At 43.9% G+C, this 20136-nt stretch carries 20 protein-coding genes and 1 riboswitch; of the genes, 1 reads left to right on the top strand and 19 read right to left on the bottom strand.

Annotated elements, in window-relative coordinates; genetic code table 11:
- Positions 1 to 3: 3 nt before the first annotated feature.
- The 10 genes from rsmB to MHI46_RS07685 all read right to left on the bottom strand — a co-directional run bounded on the left by rsmB (position 4) and on the right by MHI46_RS07685 (position 11342).
- The gene (gene rsmB, locus MHI46_RS07730; protein WP_251180736.1) at positions 4 to 1347 is read right to left on the bottom strand and encodes a 16S rRNA (cytosine(967)-C(5))-methyltransferase RsmB; all 1344 of its coding nucleotides are present in this window, start codon (positions 1345 to 1347) and stop codon (positions 4 to 6) included.
- On the bottom strand, positions 1334 to 2287 hold the full coding sequence (gene fmt / locus MHI46_RS07725) for a methionyl-tRNA formyltransferase (protein ID WP_342503206.1): 954 nt from the start codon (positions 2285 to 2287) through the stop codon (positions 1334 to 1336). Before fmt ends, rsmB begins: the two co-directional genes overlap by 14 nt.
- Positions 2288 to 2292: 5 nt before the next feature.
- Entirely contained in the window at positions 2293 to 2775 is a 483-nt protein-coding gene (gene def, locus MHI46_RS07720; RefSeq protein ID WP_039178446.1) for a peptide deformylase, read from the bottom strand.
- Positions 2776 to 2790: 15 nt separating this feature from the next.
- On the bottom strand, positions 2791 to 5199 hold the full coding sequence (priA, locus tag MHI46_RS07715; RefSeq protein WP_342503205.1) for a primosomal protein N': 2409 nt from the start codon (positions 5197 to 5199) through the stop codon (positions 2791 to 2793).
- Complete coding sequence (gene coaBC / locus MHI46_RS07710) at positions 5196 to 6413, bottom strand: bifunctional phosphopantothenoylcysteine decarboxylase/phosphopantothenate--cysteine ligase CoaBC (RefSeq protein ID WP_059375053.1); 1218 nt, start codon at positions 6411 to 6413, stop codon at positions 5196 to 5198. Before coaBC ends, priA begins: the two co-directional genes overlap by 4 nt.
- 117 nt (positions 6414 to 6530) lie before the next feature.
- On the bottom strand, positions 6531 to 6734 hold the full coding sequence (gene rpoZ / locus MHI46_RS07705) for a DNA-directed RNA polymerase subunit omega (RefSeq protein WP_003211647.1): 204 nt from the start codon (positions 6732 to 6734) through the stop codon (positions 6531 to 6533).
- A gap of 3 nt (positions 6735 to 6737) precedes the next feature.
- On the bottom strand, positions 6738 to 7352 hold the full coding sequence (gene gmk, locus MHI46_RS07700; protein WP_024424214.1) for a guanylate kinase: 615 nt from the start codon (positions 7350 to 7352) through the stop codon (positions 6738 to 6740).
- Between the two features lie 9 nt (positions 7353 to 7361).
- Positions 7362 to 7631 carry an extracellular matrix/biofilm regulator RemA gene (gene remA, locus MHI46_RS07695; RefSeq protein WP_008344898.1) on the bottom strand — a complete coding sequence of 90 codons (270 nt, stop codon included), beginning with the start codon at positions 7629 to 7631 and terminating at the stop codon, positions 7362 to 7364.
- Between the two features lie 76 nt (positions 7632 to 7707).
- Positions 7708 to 8583 (bottom strand): YicC/YloC family endoribonuclease, encoded by an 876-nt coding sequence (locus tag MHI46_RS07690; RefSeq protein ID WP_058837724.1) that lies wholly within the window; start codon positions 8581 to 8583, stop codon positions 7708 to 7710.
- Positions 8584 to 8666: 83 nt separating this feature from the next.
- Positions 8667 to 11342: a calcium-translocating P-type ATPase, SERCA-type gene (locus MHI46_RS07685; protein ID WP_126681793.1), complete on the bottom strand. Its 2676-nt coding sequence runs from the start codon at positions 11340 to 11342 to the stop codon at positions 8667 to 8669.
- 165 nt (positions 11343 to 11507) lie between these two features.
- On the opposite strand from MHI46_RS07685, the gene MHI46_RS07680 reads away from it, so the two are divergent.
- Entirely contained in the window at positions 11508 to 13217 is a 1710-nt protein-coding gene (locus MHI46_RS07680) for an NFACT RNA binding domain-containing protein (protein WP_342503204.1), read from the top strand.
- 34 nt (positions 13218 to 13251) lie between these two features.
- Here MHI46_RS07680 and MHI46_RS07675 read toward each other — a convergent pair whose 3' ends face one another.
- The 9 genes from MHI46_RS07675 to pyrE all read right to left on the bottom strand — a co-directional run bounded on the left by MHI46_RS07675 (position 13252) and on the right by pyrE (position 20131).
- Positions 13252 to 13755: a bifunctional precorrin-2 dehydrogenase/sirohydrochlorin ferrochelatase gene (locus MHI46_RS07675; RefSeq protein ID WP_260775916.1), complete on the bottom strand. Its 504-nt coding sequence runs from the start codon at positions 13753 to 13755 to the stop codon at positions 13252 to 13254.
- On the bottom strand, positions 13736 to 14521 hold the full coding sequence (locus MHI46_RS07670; protein ID WP_260775915.1) for a sirohydrochlorin chelatase: 786 nt from the start codon (positions 14519 to 14521) through the stop codon (positions 13736 to 13738). Before MHI46_RS07670 ends, MHI46_RS07675 begins: the two co-directional genes overlap by 20 nt.
- A gap of 73 nt (positions 14522 to 14594) precedes the next feature.
- Entirely contained in the window at positions 14595 to 15350 is a 756-nt protein-coding gene (gene cobA / locus MHI46_RS07665; protein WP_047202132.1) for a uroporphyrinogen-III C-methyltransferase, read from the bottom strand.
- A gap of 29 nt (positions 15351 to 15379) precedes the next feature.
- A complete protein-coding gene (gene cysC / locus MHI46_RS07660; RefSeq protein ID WP_126681790.1) occupies positions 15380 to 15973 on the bottom strand; it encodes an adenylyl-sulfate kinase in 594 nt (197 codons plus the stop codon).
- A gap of 14 nt (positions 15974 to 15987) precedes the next feature.
- Positions 15988 to 17124: a sulfate adenylyltransferase gene (gene sat / locus MHI46_RS07655; RefSeq protein ID WP_039178416.1), complete on the bottom strand. Its 1137-nt coding sequence runs from the start codon at positions 17122 to 17124 to the stop codon at positions 15988 to 15990.
- Between the two features lie 57 nt (positions 17125 to 17181).
- Positions 17182 to 18246, bottom strand: a complete 1065-nt coding sequence (locus MHI46_RS07650; protein ID WP_039178413.1) for an inorganic phosphate transporter — start codon at positions 18244 to 18246, stop codon at positions 17182 to 17184.
- A gap of 13 nt (positions 18247 to 18259) precedes the next feature.
- Positions 18260 to 18961, bottom strand: a complete 702-nt coding sequence (locus MHI46_RS07645; RefSeq protein ID WP_047202129.1) for a phosphoadenylyl-sulfate reductase — start codon at positions 18959 to 18961, stop codon at positions 18260 to 18262.
- Between the two features lie 45 nt (positions 18962 to 19006).
- A complete protein-coding gene (locus MHI46_RS07640; protein WP_073205135.1) occupies positions 19007 to 19153 on the bottom strand; it encodes a YezD family protein in 147 nt (48 codons plus the stop codon).
- Positions 19154 to 19227: 74 nt separating this feature from the next.
- Positions 19228 to 19330: riboswitch (SAM riboswitch) on the bottom strand.
- A gap of 162 nt (positions 19331 to 19492) precedes the next feature.
- Positions 19493 to 20131, bottom strand: coding sequence for an orotate phosphoribosyltransferase (gene pyrE, locus MHI46_RS07635; RefSeq protein WP_039178408.1), 639 nt, complete (start codon positions 20129 to 20131; stop codon positions 19493 to 19495).
- Positions 20132 to 20136 lie beyond the last annotated feature (5 nt).

Raw genomic sequence — 20136 nt, 5'->3', positions numbered from 1 at the left:
TTTTTATCCCTTCTTTCTCATGCTGCAAATAAAGAAACCATCTGTTCCGAAATAATGAGGAAGAATTTGTACACTTCCGTTTTGAACAAACGGAGCAACCTGCTCAGGCAGCCGTTCATTAAGAGATAGATCGGGTTCGAAGTCTTGGTGTTCTTGTAAAAACGCATGAATCACTTGTTGATTTTCTGTTGGGTCCATTGTACATGTACTGTATACAAGGGTTCCGCCCGGTTTTAAAAGCGGGGCCGCTTCCTTTAAAATGGCCTGCTGGATAGCTGCAAGCCTTTCTGAGTCTTCTTGTGACTTTGTATATTTCATATCTGGTTTTCGTCTAATGACGCCAAAACCGGAACACGGCGCATCAATGAGAATGCGGTCAAACGAAGCTTCGCTGTAATAGTCTGCTGCTTTCCTTGCATCAAGTGCTTTTGCCTCAATGTGAGTAAGGTTCAGACGTTTTGCTGCTTGTTTGATGAGTTTCACTTTATGTTCATGTAAGTCGAGTGAAACAATTTTCCCCTCATCATTCATACGTTCTGCAATATGTGTTGATTTTCCGCCAGGAGCCGCACAGGCGTCAAGCACCGTTTCTCCCGGCTGAGGGTCAAGCGCTCTTGCAACAAGCATCGAGCTTTCATCTTGTATCGTAACATAGCCTTCTTGAAAAGAAGGGGTTGAGACGATGGACCCTTTCATGAGCTTAAGTGCATCTTCAGATAAGTCGCCAAGCTCCGTTTCAATGCCTGCATCCATTAGTTTTTGCTGCAGTGCCGTCCGGTCAGTTTTCATTCGATTGACGCGAAGGGTTTGCTTTGGCGGGACTAAATGAATGCGGCACATGTTTTCTGCCGCTTCAAATCCGTACGCCTGAGCCCATTCCTGCACAAGCCATAATGGGTGGCTTGTCTCAATGGACAGCCGCTTTACTGGATCTTTGATCGCATCAAATGACGGAACGCCTTCTCTTTGTACGGAACGAAGAACACCGTTCACAAGTGAAGAAATGCCTTTGTGCCCGCGCTTTTTCGTTAGCTCGACAGCTTCATGAATGGCTGCACGATCTGGGATTTTTTCAAGGTACACCATTTGATAAAGTGACATCCGTAAAAGCTGCATCACCCACGGAGCCACCTTTTGCGGTTTTTTCACAAAGGGCGCAAGCATATAATCTAATGCCAGCTTATTTTGCAGTGTACCATACACAAGCTCTGTTAACAGCGGTTTGTCCTGGTCAGCTAAGTCTTTATCTTTCATGACTGACTGCAAAAGCAAATTACTGTAAGCTTGGTTTTGTTCGAGTTTGATTAAAGCGTCCAGCGCTACTTCTCTCACATTACTTTTCTTCATTCATTAACCCTAATTTCTGCCCAATTTCGATATTTGCGCCTCTTAAGAAGTCTTCGCCGCTCATTTTTTTCTTACCCGCTGGCTGCACACCTGTTAATAAGAGGCCTTGCTTATTCCCCGTTCCAATGACCGGACCTTCTTTTTGAAGCTCAATCACTTTCCCAGGTTCTTCTTGCGCTTGCAGCGGAACCTTTTTCGCTTCCCATACTTTTAGATGAGCACCGTTCCATTCAGTATAGGCAACTGGCCATGGATTTAGCCCGCGAACTTGGTTGTAAAGCTCTTCACCGGTTTTTGTCCAGTCTAATCTTTCTTGCTCCCGCTTAATATTTGGCGCGTATGTGGCCGCTTCTTCATTTTGCGGAATCGGAGAAATAGATCCGCTCAGAACATTTGGCACCGTATCTTTTAGCAGTGCGGCACCAGCTGTACTTAATTTGTCATGCAGTGTTCCAACATTGTCTAATTCATCGATTTCCACTTCTACTTTACTGATCATGTCACCTGCATCGAGCCTTTCCACCATGTACATGATCGTAACGCCTGTTTTCTTTTTGCCTTGAAGGATCGCATAATGAATCGGCGCGCCGCCTCTTAGTTCTGGCAGGAGCGAGGCATGAACATTGATACAGCCAAACTTAGGTTCATCGAGTAACCGTTTAGGTAGAATTTGTCCAAATGCCGCTGTGACGATTAAATCCGGCTGTAATGCAAGCACTTTATCAATTTCTTCATCTAAGCGTACCTTTTCAGGCTGCAACACAGGAATGCCGTGCTTTAAGGCTTCCACTTTCACAGGAGTCGGTGTGAGCACTCGCTTTCTTCCTTTCGGGCGGTCTGGCTGCGTGACGACCCCTACCACTTCGTATCCTTCTGTTATCAGTGTTTGCAGCACAGGTACTGAGAAATCAGGGGTTCCCATAAATACGATACGTGCCATTTTCTTCACCCTTCCATTTCCGCAAGTTCTTTTTCTGTATAGGTTTCAATGATTTTTGACGTAAATAAAATGCCGTCTAAATGATCAATTTCGTGCAATAAGGCTCTTGCTAAAAATCCATCTGCTTCTATTGTAAATGGTTTGCCTTTCTTATCAAAGGCTTTTACCTTCACATAGTTTGGTCTCTCTACAGTGCCGTATAAAGATGGAAAGCTCAGGCAGCCTTCAATATCTGTTTGGCTTCCTTCTACTTCCAGCACCTCGGGGTTCACTAAATCAATTCTGCCAGATTCTTCTCCAATATCTACAACAGCGATTCTTTTTGAAACACCGATTTGTGGTGCTGCTAGTCCAACTCCATCCAGCTCAAGCATTGTATCATACATATCATCCAGCAGTTTTTTCAGCTTTTTATCGAACGTATCGACACGCTCTGTCTTTTGTTCAAGCACTTCTGCCGGATGTATGACTATTGGTTTTACTGCCACTTATAGCCCTCCGTTTTACATCATCATATATGGATTCATATCTATTGAAATCATCAATTGTTTTTGTTCCATTTCCTTTTGATAATGGTCTTGTATTTTCCGTAGTAAACTTGCCAGTTCATTTTCCCTTTTGTATTTTATCACGCATTGATAGCGATATCTATCTTTGATCTTAGCGATTGGTGATGCAGCCGGGCCAAGGATTCGCGTATTCGGTGCACAATTCATTTTTAGGAACTGGACAATTTGATCAGTCACATGTGCTGCCTTTGTCACTTCTTCGTGTGACACTGTCACCATCGCCAAAAAGTAATACGGCGGATAGGACTGGTGGCGGCGATGCAGCATCTCCTGTTCATAAAAGGCTTCGTAGTCATGCTGCTTCGTTAATTCAATACTATAGTGAGAAGGCGTATACGATTGAATAATGACCGAGCCCGCTTTTTCATGCCGCCCTGCCCTGCCGCTGACCTGTGTGAGAAGCTGAAATGTTTTTTCACTTGAACGGAAATCAGGGATGTGAAGGGATGTATCCGCACTGAGAACACCAACAAGTGTGACATCTGGGAAATCCAGTCCCTTTGCAATCATTTGCGTCCCGAGCAAAATGTCCGCTTCTTTATTACCAAAAGAGGTAAGAAGCTTTTCATGAGCACCTTTACGAGACGTTGTATCCACATCCATTCGGATGACTCTTGCCTCTGGCAGTACTTTTGTCAGCTCTTCTTCTACACGCTGCGTCCCCGTACCAAAATAGCGAATATGCTCACTGTGGCATTCTGGACATTCAGCAGGTACTGGTGCTTCGTGACCACAATAATGGCACTTCAGCCGTTTTTGATAGCGGTGATAGGTAAGAGAAATTTCACAATGAGGACATTGCTCTACATATCCGCAATCACGGCACATGACAAAGGATGAATAGCCTCTTTTGTTCAGAAATAAAACGGCTTGTTCTTTTCTTTCAAGCACTTCCTTTAACCTAAGCATCAATTCCTCTGAAAACATGGAGCGGTTGCCATTTCTTAGTTCTTCTCTCATATCAATTAACGAAACGTGCGGCAGCTGCTGCTGGTTGACGCGGTGTTTGAGCGACAGCAATGTATAGACGCCTTTTTTCGCACGTGCATAGGTTTCAAGTGAAGGTGTTGCACTGCCTAATACGACTGGACATTGATGCCGCCCTGCTCGTTCAATGGCGACATCCTTGGCATGGTAACGAGGCATTTCTTCTTGTTTATAAGAGGATTCGTGCTCTTCATCTATAATAATCATGCCTAGATTTTCAAATGGAGCGAAAACAGCAGATCTTGCGCCAACGACAAGCTTGACTTCCTTGCGATGGATTTTCCGCCATTCATCATATTTTTCTCCTGTCGATAAGCCGCTGTGAAGAACGGCCACATTTGAGCCAAATCGTTCTTTAAATCGCTGCACCATTTGAGGGGTTAACGAGATTTCAGGAACTAAAACGATCGCTTCTTTTCCTTTTTGAAGAACATGATCGATTGTCTGCAAGTAAATCTCCGTTTTGCCGCTTCCTGTCACTCCGTGCAAAAGAAAGGTTTCGTGCTGATCATCACTCACTGCTTGATGAATATGCTTGGTCGCCTCTTTTTGCTCTGGCGTGAGATCTAGTGGAGCAGATGGTGTAAACTCCCGGTCACGATAAGGATCTCGATAGATCTCTTCATAGCTTTCTGTTAACAGCCCTTCTAGAATAAAGGTTTTAAGCGTTTGAGAACTTGCGCCTGTTTGCTGCTGCAAGTCTTTCGCTAAAAAGGTTGTCTCTCCCGCTTCAAGCAGATAGGAGATCAGTGCTTTTTGTTTCACCGCATTTTTCTTTAGCTGCTGCTGTTTTTCTGCAAGTTTTTCTTTCGATACAGCCACCTGGAGCATGCGGACCTTTTTCTTTCCAGATTTTTGCGAGACATGGTATCTCACCTCTAGATGACCTTTTTGGACATGCTTTTGAATTTGTTTTAATAGTTCAGCCGGGATGTCAGCATAAAGAATGCTTTCTCGCTGACCGAAAAGCTCTTTCAATGACTGCGGAAGTTCTTCCTCTGAAAGCACCTGAATTTCTTTTTCATACTTTGCCTTCATGGCTGCGGGCAGCATCGATTGAAGTGCCGTGATATGATAGGACAATGTTTTTTCCGTCAGCCAGTGGGAAAGCTCCAATAGCTCATCTGTCAGAACAGGTGATAAATCAAATAAATCGACAATCTCTTTGATGTTTCCTGTCTTGATGTCTGTTTCATCTTTGACTTTTGTCACAAAACCTTGAATCTTCCTCGGGCCAAAAGGAACGACCACCCTCATTCCCGCTTTGACGAGATCTTTGAATCGATCTGGTACACGGTAATCAAATGGCCGGTCAATGGCTTTCGTTGTGACATCTACGATGACTTCAGCAATCATGCTCGATCACGCTCTTCTGGAAGCAGCTGTATTGCCTCCTTTAAAATTTCAAAAGCGAGATCTTTTTTGCTCATCATCGGCAGCTCTTTTTTCGTTCCATCTGCTTTGATCATCGCTGCCACATTGGTATCTGTGCCAAAGCCTGCACCCTCTTTTGTGACGTTATTGGCAACAATCATATCTAAATGCTTGGATTCAATTTTCTTTTTCGCATAATATTCTACATCCTGCGTTTCAGCTGCAAAGCCGACCAGCACTTGATGCTCTTTTCTTTTCCCCAGCTCTTTTAAAATATCTTTTGTCCGGGTGAATTCAATGTCCAGAGCGCCGTCCTGTTTTTTCATTTTATGAGCATAGGTCGTGACAGGGGTGTAATCGGCGACAGCTGCTGATTTAATAACAAGATCAGCTTCCCCATATACCTCTAGCACAGCTTGATACATCTCTTCAGCTGATTCAACGTGCACTACGTGTACATGATCAGGTTCAGTTAAAGAAACAGGTCCAGAAATCAGCGTAACATCTGCCCCCATTTGCTGAGCAGCCTCTGCAATCGCATAGCCCATTTTTCCACTAGAACGATTTGTAAAGAACCGGACAGGATCGATGACTTCACGTGTAGGACCTGCTGTCACCACGACTTTCTTTCCTGAGAGCGGTAAGCTTTTTGGCTCTTCAAAAAAAGCACGGATGTGTTCCACAATTTTTTCAGGCTCTTCTAATCGCCCTTTTCCAATGTACCCGCAGGCTAAATAACCTTCACTTGGCTCAATAAAGCGGTAGCCGTCTTCATATAATGTGCGAATGTTCCGTTTCACAGCCGGGTGATCGTACATATGCACATTCATCGCTGGAGCGATCCATACAGGCGCTGTTGAAGCAAGCAAAGTCGTCGTCAGCATATCATCTGCAAGTCCAGCGGCCATTTTACCAATTGTATGTGCTGTTGCAGGGGCAACAAGAATGAGATCGGCCCAGTCAGCTACGTCAATATGCGCAATGACTCTTGGATTGTTTTCTTTGAATGTATCCACATATACCTCATGCCTAGACAGAGCTTGGAAGGTAAGCGGAGACACAAACTCACGAGCAGATTCCGTCATAATCACTCTGACATTTGCGCCTGCTTGTACGAGTTTACTAGTAAGTGCTGCTGCTTTATATACGGCGATTCCTCCGCTGACACCGAGCAAAATATTTTTTGACTGTAACATTTGTTTGTCCCCCTTAACGGCCTTTTTCACAAATTCGTCTACAATTCAAAAAAGTCAAAACCAATCATAGTTTTGACTTTTTTGAACGTATCGTATCTGCATTGCAGAAGCGATGTGTTATTCTTGATCCTCTTTTTCAAATGTCAAAAGACCAGCGTCGATTTCTTCTAGTGCTTTGCCTACAAATTTGTAAGACTTTGTGTTTTCAATCTGCTGATCTTGGTGGATCTGCATTTCACGTGCACGGCGTGCAGACACTGTTACAAGTGTATATTTTGAATCAAGTTTGTTCATCAATGAGTCAATTGAAGGATCTAACATGGTTTATTCTACCCCCAGCATTTTTTTATATCTCGGTGCGACTCTGTCTCTGCGCAGGTGTTCTGCAAGGACGATCGCTTTGATTCTTTCACAAGCAAGCTCGACATCATCGTTTTCAACGACATAGTCGTAAGCATCCATCATTTCAATTTCTTCTTTCGCAGCGGCCATTCGGTTTCGAATGAGCTCCTCAGATTCTGTACCGCGTGTAATGATGCGGTTTTGAAGTTCTGAAAGACTAGGCGGTGCAAGGAAAATAAAAAGACCTTCTGGGAATGCTTCTCTTACTTGAAGTGCACCTTGCACTTCAATTTCAAGGAAAACATCTTTTCCTTCGCTTAATGTCTGTTCAACATAGTCAACAGGCGTGCCGTAGTAATTCCCGACGTACTCTGCCCATTCTAACAGCTTTTTGTTTTCAATCATATGTTCAAATTCTTCCCTGGTTTTAAAGAAATAATCGACACCATTTCTTTCACCTTCACGCGGTTTGCGTGTCGTCACAGAAATAGAGTATTCAAATTTCGTATCTTCCTGGGAGAAAATGGCTTGTCTGACCGTTCCTTTTCCAACTCCCGAAGGTCCAGAGAGAACGATTAAAAGTCCTCTTTCTTTCATAATGGCGTATTACCCCTGCCCTTCATCTATGATTTCTTCTTTTACAGAAAGTCTTTGCGCGACAGTCTCAGGCTGAACGGCAGATAAGATGACATGGTCACTGTCCATAATGACAACAGCACGGGTTCTTCTTCCGTATGTAGCATCTATGAGCATGCCTCGATCTCTTGCGTCTTGTATCATTCGTTTAATCGGTGCTGATTCCGGACTGACGATCGAAATCATCCGATTCGCTGAAATGATGTTTCCAAATCCGATATTGATCAACTTTATGGTCATCTTCTTTCGTCCCCCTGTAATATAAACGTCTCTAGTCTCGCCGAAAGAGACGCACTGTAAACAGCATACACAATGACTATTCTATATTTTGCACTTGTTCTTTTATTTTTTCAATAGCACTTTTCATTTCAACCACCAGCTTTGTTAAATGGTGATGGTTCGCTTTTGATCCAATGGTGTTCACTTCACGGTTGAGCTCCTGTACAAGGAAGTCAAGTTTTCGGCCGGCAGCACCGCCTTGCAGCAAGATTTGCTGAAATTGCTGAAAGTGACTTTTTAATCTCGTAATCTCTTCTGTAATGTCGCAGCGGTCAGCAAAGATGGCAGCCTCTGTTGTCAGTCTGCTCTCGTCAAGCGCCTCACCGATCCATTCTTGCAATCGCTGATTCAATCGTTCTTTGTACTGACTCACAACCTCTGGTGCAAAGACTTTGATTTCTTCTGTATAGGCCTCTAGTTCAGAAAGCCTTAGTTCACAGTCTTTTTGAAGTGATGCTCCCTCTTGCTCTCTCATGAAGCAAAGCTCCTTGACAGCATCCTCGCAAGCTTCCATCAGCAGCTGCTCTAGCTGTTCATTTCGGCTGGCTGACTCTTCCACCTGAACGGCAAGCTCAAGCCCCAATAAGTCATGTGCATGCTGAATGCCTGAAATGTGATAGCGTTCCTCGAGGTCTTTTGCGGCTTTCATGTATTCATCAAGCAGCGGCCAGTCGATCTGTAAGGACCGGCTTGCTAGTTTACCGCCTTCAATCGTGACAAACAGCTCAATTCTACCGCGCTGCACGTGACGAAGAATGATCTTTTTTAATGTATCTTCGAAATATAAAAGCGGCCTCGGCAAACGGGCATGAACCTCTTTAAAACGGTGATTGACCGATTTTAGCTCAACTGACACTGTCAGTTCTCCATCCGTTTTACTCGCTTGGCCGAATCCCGTCATACTGCGTATCATGTTAAAACACCCAATTCTTTCATATTAATAAAATGAAAAAGGTAATAGCAGACACTATTACCTCAAAATTATACCATAATGAATTATTTTTTTCTTGTCAAAAGTGATCCTGCCAGTAAAAAAGTTGGCAGTGCAGACATCCCGATGATCAGCAGCCAATCAATTGGTGCAATCGCGACCGTTTTGAAAATTGGCTGAAGCGGCGGGTAATAAATGACCACAAGCATGAGTAAAAGTGATGACAAAACCGCACCGATCAAATAAAGGTTCCCAAATGGATTACGTTCAAAAATGGACCGTTCACTGCGGCAGTCAAATACATGAATGAGCTGCGCCAAAACAAGCGTACTAAATGCGACAGTCTGTGCATATTGCAGGTTGTTTGGATCGCGGTGATACACAAATATAAATGCCAAAAGGGTCGCAAGCCCGATGAGGAATCCTCTTGAGATGACCTTCCAGCCAAGCCCCCTTGCAAAAATGCCCTCTTTCACATTCCGCGGCTTTCTCTTCATGACATCGCCTTCTGGCTTATCCATGCCAAGTGCCATAGCCGGTAGACCATCTGTGACAAGGTTTACCCATAAGATTTGTATAGGAACGAGCGGAAGCGGAAGCGCGAGGAGCATCGCAAACAGCATGACCAAAATTTCTCCGACATTTGATGCCAGCAAATAGCGGACAAACTTACGAATGTTTTCATAAATATTTCGGCCTTCTTTAATGGCGGATTTAATGGTCGCAAAGTTGTCGTCAAGTAAAATAAGAGAAGACGCTTCCTTGGCTACGTCTGTACCAGTGATGCCCATGGAGATGCCGATATCTGCTTGTTTAATGGCAGGCGCATCATTGACCCCGTCACCTGTCATCGCTACAACATGACCATTTTTTTGATAGGCTTTGACAATTCTCAGCTTATGCTCAGGAGAAACCCGGGCAAAGACATATACATTTTCAGCCGTTTGCTCAAGCTCTTTGTCGCTCATTTGATCAAGTGCTTTTCCGTCGAGCACCTGTCCTTGCTTCGGTAAAAGGCTTAAATCTTTTGCGATCGCTTTGGCCGTTTCCACGTGATCCCCTGTAATCATGACCGTTTTAATGCCAGCATCCCGGCACTCTTTAATCGCTCGTCTGACTTCAGGACGCGGTGGATCGATCATGCCCTCTAATCCGATAAATGTTAAATCAGCTTCAGCCTGCTGTACAGAGGTGATTTTTTCTGTCAGACCGACTTTTTTATACGCAATGGCAATGGTTCTAAGCGCCTGTCTTGCTAAACCTTGAATCGCAGCTTCTGTTTCTTGCCTGTGAGTGGCTGAAAAAGAAGCTGTGCGTCCGCCTTGCATGATATGACTTGAACGGTTCATTAGTACATCCGGCGCACCTTTTGCAATGACATACCGCTCTTTTTGATTTGTTTCAACGACGACTGACATCATCTTTCTTTCTGAGTCAAAAGGAAACTCCTCAATAACATGAAATCCAGCTTCAATGAATTGCTCTGTAAAACCCGCTTTACGTGCTGCGGTAAGGAGCGCTCCCTCTGTCGGATCCCCATCCAGCCTCATCTCCCCGTCTTTTTCAACGATAGTCGATGTATTACAAAGCGCCCCGTATAATAACACCTTTTGCAGGCTTGGATGCTTGTCGGCATGGACGATTTCCCCGTTTAAGGTAAAGTCACCGGATGGCTCGTAGCCTGTGCCAGAAATATTCCACGTTTTTCCCTCTGCCCACACATGGGTCACAGTCATTTTATTTTGCGTCATGGTTCCTGTTTTATCAGAGCAAATGATTGACGCGCAGCCGAGTGTTTCCACTGCCGGGAGCTTTCTGACAATCGATTTTTGTTTGATCATCCGCTGTACCCCTAGGGAAAGGGCGACAGTGACGATCGCCGGCAGTCCTTCTGGAATCGCCGCCACAGCAAGAGATACACCCGCTAGGAACATATGATACAATTCATGTCCTTGCACTACACCAAGAACAACAACGAGCACCGTTAAAAATAAAGCAGCCACAATCAGAATTTTTCCAAGCTGCTCGAGACGCCTTTGCAGCGGCGTTTCCATATTACCTGCTGCATCCAGCATGCCGGCAATTTGTCCCATCGCTGTATTCATTCCTGTACCAATGACAACCCCTACGCCGCTGCCTCTAGTGACAAGCGTCCCCATAAAGGCCATATTCGTCAAATCCCCGAGCGAAACATGGCCGCTTGAAAGTGGACTTGCGTGTTTGACTGCTGGGATAGACTCACCAGTGAGGGCGGACTCCTCAATTTCTAAGCTCTTTGTTTCTAGTAATCTAATATCTGCCCCAATCCGGTCTCCGCTTGAAAATTTCACAATATCCCCTGGCACGAGATGTTTAGACGGGATCTTGACCCATTCATTATTTCTCCTTGCATACACGTGCGGAGTTGATAATTCCTTTAACGCTTGAAGGGATTTTTCCGCCCGGCGTTCTTGATAAAAGCCGAGTACACCATTAATCAAAACAATGGCTACAATCGCAACAGCATCAATGTATTCTCCTAAAAAGGCAGAAATGATTGTTGCTGCAAGCAAGATTAACACCATGAAATCTTTAAACTGTGCTAAAAAAATGATCAGAGCCGACGCCTTTTTTCCTTCCTGCAATTCATTTGGCCCGTGTTTTTCAAGCCGCTTTTGTACATCTTTTTCTGACAGTCCGTCACCTATCGATGTATTCATTGTTTTTAATAAATCGGTTTGGTTCAGTTCATGCCAATTCATTTGACCTCGTCCACTCCTCTTTTGTTCTCTCTCATATGCAGTGTTCTATAAGCCAGTTTATTCAGACTCGTCCTAAATCATGCTATAATAATAAGACTGCCTAAAGAACGAGAAAACGGAAGGTTCTTTCAGTAGATTTGTGTGAAAGAAGAGGGTGTATCCAACATGTCATTTGACGGCATTTTTACATATGGTATGACAAATGAATTGCAAAAGGCTTTAACGGGCGGAAGGATTTCAAAAATCCATCAGCCATATAAACACGAGCTGATTTTTCATATTCGAGCAAATGGGAAAAATCATAAGCTCCTTTTATCGGCTCATCCGAGCTATGCAAGAGTGCAGCTCACAGAGCATCAATACGACAATCCAAGTGAGCCGCCAATGTTTTGTATGCTTCTCAGAAAGCATCTTGAGGGCGGCTTCATTGAACGTTTTGAACAGATTGGATTTGACCGAGTGATCGTGCTTCATGTGCGAAGCCGAAATGAAATTGGCGATGAGCAGACGCGTAAGCTTTACATTGAAATCATGGGACGTCATAGCAACTTCATTCTTGTAGAGGATGGAACGCAGCAGATCATTGATGGTCTGAAACACCTTTCTCCATCTGTGAACAGCTATCGAACGGTGCTCCCTGGTTATGAATACCTACTGCCGCCTGCGCAGCAAAAATTGAATCCTTTTGACGTGACAAAGGATGATACTTTGAAGCATTTACGCTTTCAAGAAGGAAAGATCGCCAATCAAATTGTCGATACCTTCTCTGGGGTTTCCCCGCTGTTTGCAAAGGAAGCAGTACACCGGGCCGGTCTTGCCAATCAAGAAACGATCCCAAATACACTGCTCGACATGTTCCAGCTCATTCGCATGCATTCTTTTACGCCGCAGCTTACAAGAAAAGATGGAAAAGAGTATTTCTATTTATTAGAGCTTCAGCATGTCCACGGAGAGATGAAGACATTCGACTCACTCAGCCAGCTGCTTGACCGCTTTTATTTTGGAAAAGCTGAGAGAGACAGAGTCAAACAGCAGGCGGCTGACCTTGAACGGTTTGTCGTCAATGAAAAAAAGAAAAATGAAAACAAGCTAAAAAAGCTAAAAAGAACCCTTGAAGAATCTCAGGATGCACACAAGTATCAGCTCTATGGCGAATTGTTAACAGCCAATTTATATGCGATCAAAAAAGGGGATAAAGAAGCGACTGTCATCAATTATTACGATGAAGACGGCGGAGAAATTACAATCCCGCTTAAAACAAACAAAACCCCTTCTGAAAATGCACAAGCATACTTTACAAAATATCAAAAGGCAAAAAATGCAGTAGAAGCTGTAAATGAACAAATTAAGCGGACACATGAAGAAATTGCTTATTTTGAAGAGCTGATTCAGCAGCTGTCCTCTGCTTCTCCGAAGGATTTAGAGGAAATGAGAGAAGAGCTTGTTGAAGGAAAATATTTGCGCGCCAAACAAAAGCGTCACGCCAAAAAGAAAAAACCGGCGGCCATTCAGCTCGAAACGTACGAGTCGTCCCAAGGCATTCCAATTTTAGTCGGAAAAAACAACAAACAAAACGAGTATTTGACTACAAAGGCAGCTGCTCGTGATGATATTTGGCTGCATACAAAGGATATTCCTGGATCACATGTCGTCATTCGTCACCAAGCACCTGATGAACAAACGCTGCTTGAAGCGGCTCAAATTGCCGCCTACTTTTCGAAAGCAAAAGAGTCCAGCTCCGTTCCTGTCGACTATACAAAAATCCGGCATGTGAAAAAACCGAATGGAGCAAAGCCTGGCTTTGTTACGTATGATCAGCAGCAAACATTATTTGTCACGCCTGACGAAGATCTTGTGCTCAAGCTGAGAAAATAAATAAGAAAAGCCGATAAAATCCTGACATGAGGATTTATCGGCTTTTTCTTTGTCGCTTTTTTCTTTCGATGTAAAGGGCATCAAGTGCGTCAATATCCTCTTGTTCAAGCAAGGATTCAATTGCCGCCGCCAGCTGTTTTGTCCGGGCGGGGCTTGCACCGCTTGTAGAGACTGAAATCGTCACTTTTCCTGCTTTGACAACCTTCGGCACCATCACATTGCCTAGCTCTGATTGGCTCACACAATTCACGAGCTGGTGAGGCTGTGCTGTTTGTGCAATCCATTCATTTACCGAAGGGTCATTTGTCGCAGCTACAATGAAAAATGCATCCTTCAAATCTTCAGCATCTACCTTCTTTTCCTTCCAATTCAATTGGTATGTATCAATGAGGTGTGCCATCTCTTCAGAAAGATTAGGACTCACAATGGTTATATGGCAAGGCTCCGTACACAGTGCCTTTGCTCTTCTTAACGCCACCGATCCGCCGCCGGCAATGACCACTTGTTTATTGGTTAAATCAAGATGGACTGGAAGCATGGCTTTCTCCTCGGAAACGAAACGCATCGTCTTTATTTAACATGGTTTCTTGCACACGTTCAATATAAGCCGCTTTGACATGCGGATGAAAGCCAATATACCGGCATACCCGGACATCTTTCAGCCGCTTTCTCGCCTGAGCGGCTTCACTTTCAATTTCTTTCATTAAAATTCCGGTAAACAGCAAGTAAGGAACGATATAGACAGGCCCATCGTCATCTGCTGATAACTGCGCGAGAACATCTCGATAATTGGGCTCACATGCTGTAATAAAACACGGAAAAACCTCTGCATGCGGAAGCAGACTTCTGACATCGTCTGCAATGCCAAACACATCTCGCTTCACATCCGGATCAGAGCTCCCGCGGCCAATTAAAAGAATCCGCGCCCGCTCGCCTTGATATCCTGCTTCTTCAATTCTTGCGGCAACCGCTTTTGTTACTTCTTGATTCACCCCGATTGGCTTTCCATAAGTGACCTTCACTTGCGGAAATCGCACGCGCACTTTCTCAATTTCGACAGGTATATCCGATTTAGCATGCATGGCAGTTAAAAGGAGGAGCGGGACGATGGCAATGTGTGTCGCTCCTTTTTTCACACAGGTCTCAAATCCTTCTTCTATAGAAGGGTCCGTCAGCTCTAAAAAACAAATTTCTTGTATATCTGCTTTCACTAACGGCATACAGCTTTTCATAAAAGAAATGGCCTTATCTTGCGCCTCTTTTACTCGGCTTCCATGCCCAACATAAAGGACAGCTTGTTTCATTCGGCTCCTCCCCCTCACTTATTTCATCAGACGAAAAGACACGATGTATGTACGTGTCTTTTCTCTATCATTCTCATTTCTCGATTAATGCGGGTTCAAACCAGTTCAGTTTTTGATGAAAATGAACGACATCTCCAACAACAATTAAACTTGGATGCTCGATCCCTTCTTTTTCAACGGTTTCAGACAGTGTCGCCACAGTGCAGCAAGTTGTCTTTTGCCTCGTCGTGGTTCCCCAGTGTATAAATGCAGCGGGTGTTTCTGGATCCCGTCCATTTTTTAAAAGCAGGCGCTGCACTCTTTCCACGTTTTTGACACCCATGTAAATCACAAGAGTATCAATCCCTGTAGCCAGCGCCTCCCACTTTTCTTCAAAATGTTCATCCTTTTGATAGTGACCCGTGACAAAAGCAACATTTGAGCTGAATTCACGGTGTGTCACAGGGATGCCCGCATAAGCAGCCGCTGCAATACCAGAAGTAATTCCTGGGACAACCTCATACGGAATTCCGTGCTCAGCTAAGCATTCGATTTCTTCACCGCCGCGGCCAAAGACAAAGGGGTCGCCGCCTTTCAGCCGAACGACAACGTTCCCTTCCTTTGCATGAGCCACAAGCGCTTCATTGATGGCTTCCTGTCTCATTGTATGATGATTTGGCAGCTTTCCGCAATAAATCAATTCCGCCTCTGGTTTGGCGTGGGCGAGAATGTCTTGATTGACAAGACGATCATATAAGATGACATCTGCCTGCTGTATCGCCTTATGGGCCTTTAATGTGATTAAATCTGGGTCTCCGGGTCCAGCACCCACAATGTATACTTTCCCCATCTTGCTTTTCTCCCCCTGCCATCAGGCGATTATTTCGTTGTTGCTTTTACATAATCAACAAGACTCTGTTTGGATTCCTCACGGGATAATTCCCCTGTATCTAAGATGAGCTCAGGCGTAGCTGGCTCTTCATATGGTGAATCGATTCCAGTGAAAAATGGAATTTCGCCGTTTCTCGCTTTTTTATATAACCCTTTTGGATCACGCTCTTCACACACGTTCAGATCACATTTGACAAACACTTCGTGAAATTCCCCATCTTCGACTAACTGTCTGACAATGTGGCGGTCTTCTTGAAATGGAGAAATAAAAGCAGTGATGACAATCGTACCTTGTTCCACAAATAATTTTGCCACTTCTCCGATTCGGCGGATGTTTTCTTTTCTGTCGTCATCTGAAAACCCTAGATCTTTATTGAGTCCGTGCCGCACGTTATCGCCGTCAAGAACGGTGACTTGATAGCCTTGTTCAAACAGCTCTCTTGCAGCTGCATTTGCAATCGTTGATTTACCTGATCCGCTTAAACCTGTAAGCCAGATAATGCCGCTCGTATGATTGTTTTTCTGTTGATATTCTTTTTTTGTAATAGATGCATCATGCCACACGATATGTTCGTTGCTCATGTCATACCCTCCCTTTAAGATACCGTCGTTTTTAATCCTTCGATTAATGTTTCAATGACTTCTTTTCGGCTGAACGTGCTTGGTGGTAATTCACCGTTTCTCAGCATCGTTCGAACTTTTGTACCTGAAAGAATGACATGCTCGCTTTTGTCGTGAGGACACGTTTTTGGTGTGGCCATCGCTTCACATGTATTACAGTAGAAGCTGTGTTCAAATTTTAATGGAGTAATGCCGATTTCTTCGCTTGTAAATTGATCAAATAGTTCCTGCGCCTCGTATGTGCCGTAATAGTCACCAACACCTGCATGATCTCTTCCGACAATAAAATGGGTGCAGCCATAATTTTTACGAACAAGCGCGTGAAATATCGCTTCCTTTGGTCCAGCATAACGCATTGCAGCAGGAAAAACACCTAAAAAGACGCGGTCTTTTGGATAATAACCATTCAATAACACTTGATAGCTTTTCATTCTCACATCTGCCGGGATATCGTCAGATTTTGTTTCACCGACAAGAGGATTTAAGAATAAACCATCGACCGTTTCTAATGCTGTTTTTTGAATATATTCATGCGCACGATGAACCGGGTTTCTCGTTTGGAAACCAACAATGGTTTTCCAGCCATTTTCTTTAAAATGACGTCTTGTTTCTTCTGGCTCATACGTAAATTGAGGGAATGGTTTTTCACTGCGTTTCGTCAGTGTAATTTTCCCGCCAATGTAAGTATCACCGCGTTCAAATAATTTTTTCACGCCTGGATGATTGCGGTCATCAGTTTTATAGATATTTACCGCTTCTTTTTCCTTATCTGGTGTGTATTGATCCTCTACTTCAATGACCCCATATACAGTTCCATTATAAGATAAGCGCACGATATCGCCTTGATGGATTTCCGCCGCCTTTTCTTTTGTCACTGGCAATGTAATAGGAAGAGACCAAACGACACCACTTGCTAGCCGCATACTGCTCACAACTGCTTCATAATCAGCTTTTGTTAAAAACCCTTCAATTGGACTATATCCGCCAATTGCAATGAGTTCAAGGTCTGCAAAGGAGATCGCATCTAGTTCAATTTCCTTTGCAGCTGTGCTGAGATCATATTCTTCATTTACTCGATTAATTAATACGCCACCATGTGGTGTTAAACTCATTTGTTCATCTTCCTCTCAATGTTCATATTTATTAGATGTTAATAGTCGGATTTGTGATTAAATCCCGCCGCCCTGTTCATGAATAGAGCTGCTCTCATTTTTGACTGCCTTCATCAGACTCAGCGCACCAAGTGAGGCAAGCAGTACACTCATCATGATAAAGATAGAGTAATAGTCTCCTTTTAAGAAAAGGCTCACTAGCAAATACGATAGGCTGAGTGATAAGAAGGGTGACACCACCCACACTTTCAGCATTTTTTTCACAACATGTTTGTGAAAAATGTTTGGCCCGCCTTTTGCCATTCCAAGCCCGATAATAGACGAGGAGGTGATTTGTGTAAGCGGAACAGGCAGCCCAAAAATAGAGCTGACGATGACAAGCCCGGCACCGGTACTCGAAAGTAAAATCCCTTCGCCCGTTTGATAGCGGGTGATTTTCTTTCCGTTTGTTTCTAGTACCCTTCTCCCAAGCAAAAGCGCACCAAGTGCAACAAAGATCCCGCCGTAAAGAGTTCCTTGCCCGACTGACAAAACGCCTGACGCGACAAGCGGACCGACCGCATTTGCGACATTGTTCATACCAGCTGAAAACGCCTCTAGAAATCCGCTGAGGATTAACACGACAGATAAAATAGCTGTGCCTTTTTTAGACAGCTTCCGTTTAGGGAACATTCTGATGATTTTGACGACAGCAAAGGTAAAAAGAAAGGCGAAAATCGGGATGATCACCCAAAATGCCACAATCACTAAAATGGATTTCACAAACAATACTTTATAAGCGACGGCAACACCAACCACAGCCCCTACTGTGACCTCACTTGTTGATAAAGGAATCGCCATCAGATTCGCTATGAAAAGTGATAGTGCAGCAGAACCAATGATAATACAAACGATTTCAAGTGTAATGACTGATTCTGGCATAATACCAGAGCTGATCGTTTTGACGACCTCACCGCCGCCAATCACTGAACCTGCTAAAATCCCAATTGCACAAACGCTGAGCGCATAAATGGGCTTTTGAATCGCACCTGACCCGTACGCAATGCCCATAGAAGCAGCTGCTCCGCTTGCGCCTATGTTTAAAGCAAAGAATAGACTAAATAAAATTGCGGCGATTTCCATACATTATGCTCCCTTACTCATGTAATCCGCACTCTGTCTTTGCTGTGCCTGACCATCTGCCAGAACGCAGATCATCTGCAGTAAATGCTGGCTGTGTACACGGTGCACAGCCGATACTTGGATATCCTTGGTCATGCAGCGGATTATAAGTAAGTTCCTCTCTAGATGCATATCTCCATATGTCCTTCCACGTCCAATGGATAAGCGGACATACTTTCACTGATTTGAATTTTTCATCCTTATTTAAAAAATTCGTCCCTGCTCGTTTTGGTGACTGTTCTCTTCTTAAACCGGAAAGCCATGCTGGATAACCAGATAGGGCTTCTTGCAAAGGAATGACCTTACGCATATGGCAGCAGCTTTGAGGATTTGTTTTCCATAATTGTTCACCGTGCTGCTCATTTTGCTGTTCAACCGTCAGCTCAGGCGTTTTCAGTTCAATGTCTAAGCCCGGGTATCTTTCCTTTACCGCATCAATTGTGTCGTATGTTTCTTTAAAATGCAGACCTGTATCTAAAAAGACAATTTTCGCATCTTTTTTTACTTTTGCAATCAGATCAATCAGAACGATGCCCTCAATCCCAAAGCTGCACGCATATACGAGCTGGTCACCATAATGACCGTACGCCCATTTCAGTACAGACAGGGCTCCTTTATACAAATCATCTTCTTGAAATGTAATGGACGGCTCTTGCCAATTTTCATAAGTTAACATGATTTCTCCCCTTCCGGAGTACAGCTCATATTGCTTTTATCCGCACTACTTCAATCTAATTTTTTCGTTCTTTTCCACTTGAATCACTTGACCGTCCTGAACAATTAACGTTATTGAACCGAATTTCATATCCCCAATCAGTTCTTGCATATGCTTTACTAAGTCCTCATCCTGATTTTGTTTCACTTCCATCTCCTCTTCCTCCTCACCGTTAAAATAAAAAAACTTTCTTTCAGTCCGAAAGAAAGATGAGGAAGCTCACGATTTCCTTATCTTTCAAAATAGAATCATTTTGCAGGAAGTAGCACCTTGCGAATCGCAGGTTGCCGGGTTTCATCGGGCCAGTCCCTCCACCTCTCTGGATAAGAGTTTCAATTTGTCTTAAATATTAACACAATTCAAACAAAAGTCAACCCGACTTTATTGATAGGATTAGTTTTTATTAAAATTTGAGTCTATTTTACTATTTTTACCTAAACAAAAAAACTGTGCGGGCAGGCACAGTTTTTGTTAACGATGGGCTTTCACTTTTCAGACCGTTTCTTCCATCCAAGATTCAGAGGAAGGATCTTGTCTCCAGCGTTTTAGTTTGTTCATCGCAGCAGGCTCAATCGCTTTCAGTTCAAGTGCCACGTCTGTCAATGTGTCATAGTCTGTTAGGGTGACATATGGAATATTTTTTTCTTGAAAGGCTGCCGCTGCTTTTGGCAGTCCGTATGTGAAGATCGCGGCAACTCCTAGTACCTCGCAGCCCTCATCTTGAAGAGCAGCGACCACTTCAAGCACACTGCCTCCTGTGGAAATAAGGTCTTCTACGACGACAACCTTTTGGCCTTTTGATACGGCCCCTTCAATTTGATTTCCTTTTCCATGTGCTTTCGGCTTACTTCTGACATAACACATCGGGATGTTCAAGCGGTCTGCTGCTAATGCCGCATGAGGAATGCCTGCTGTTGCAGTACCCGCAACAACCTCTGCTCCCTTGAAATGAGTGAGAATCAAATCTTTTAGACCTTCAGCAATGTCGTGTCTCACTTCTGGATATGACAATGTCAGGCGGTTATCACAATAGATCGGTGATTTTATACCGCTCGCCCATGTAAACGGTTCGTCTGGTTTTAATGAGACCGCTTTGATTTGTAATAGATGTTTCGCGATTTTTGATTTCATCTGGC

This window comes from Bacillus sp. FSL K6-1000 (assembly GCF_038630785.1).
GTDB classification, from domain to species: Bacteria; Bacillota; Bacilli; order Bacillales; family Bacillaceae; genus Bacillus; species Bacillus safensis.
This window is presented reverse-complemented; position numbering and strand designations above follow the sequence as displayed.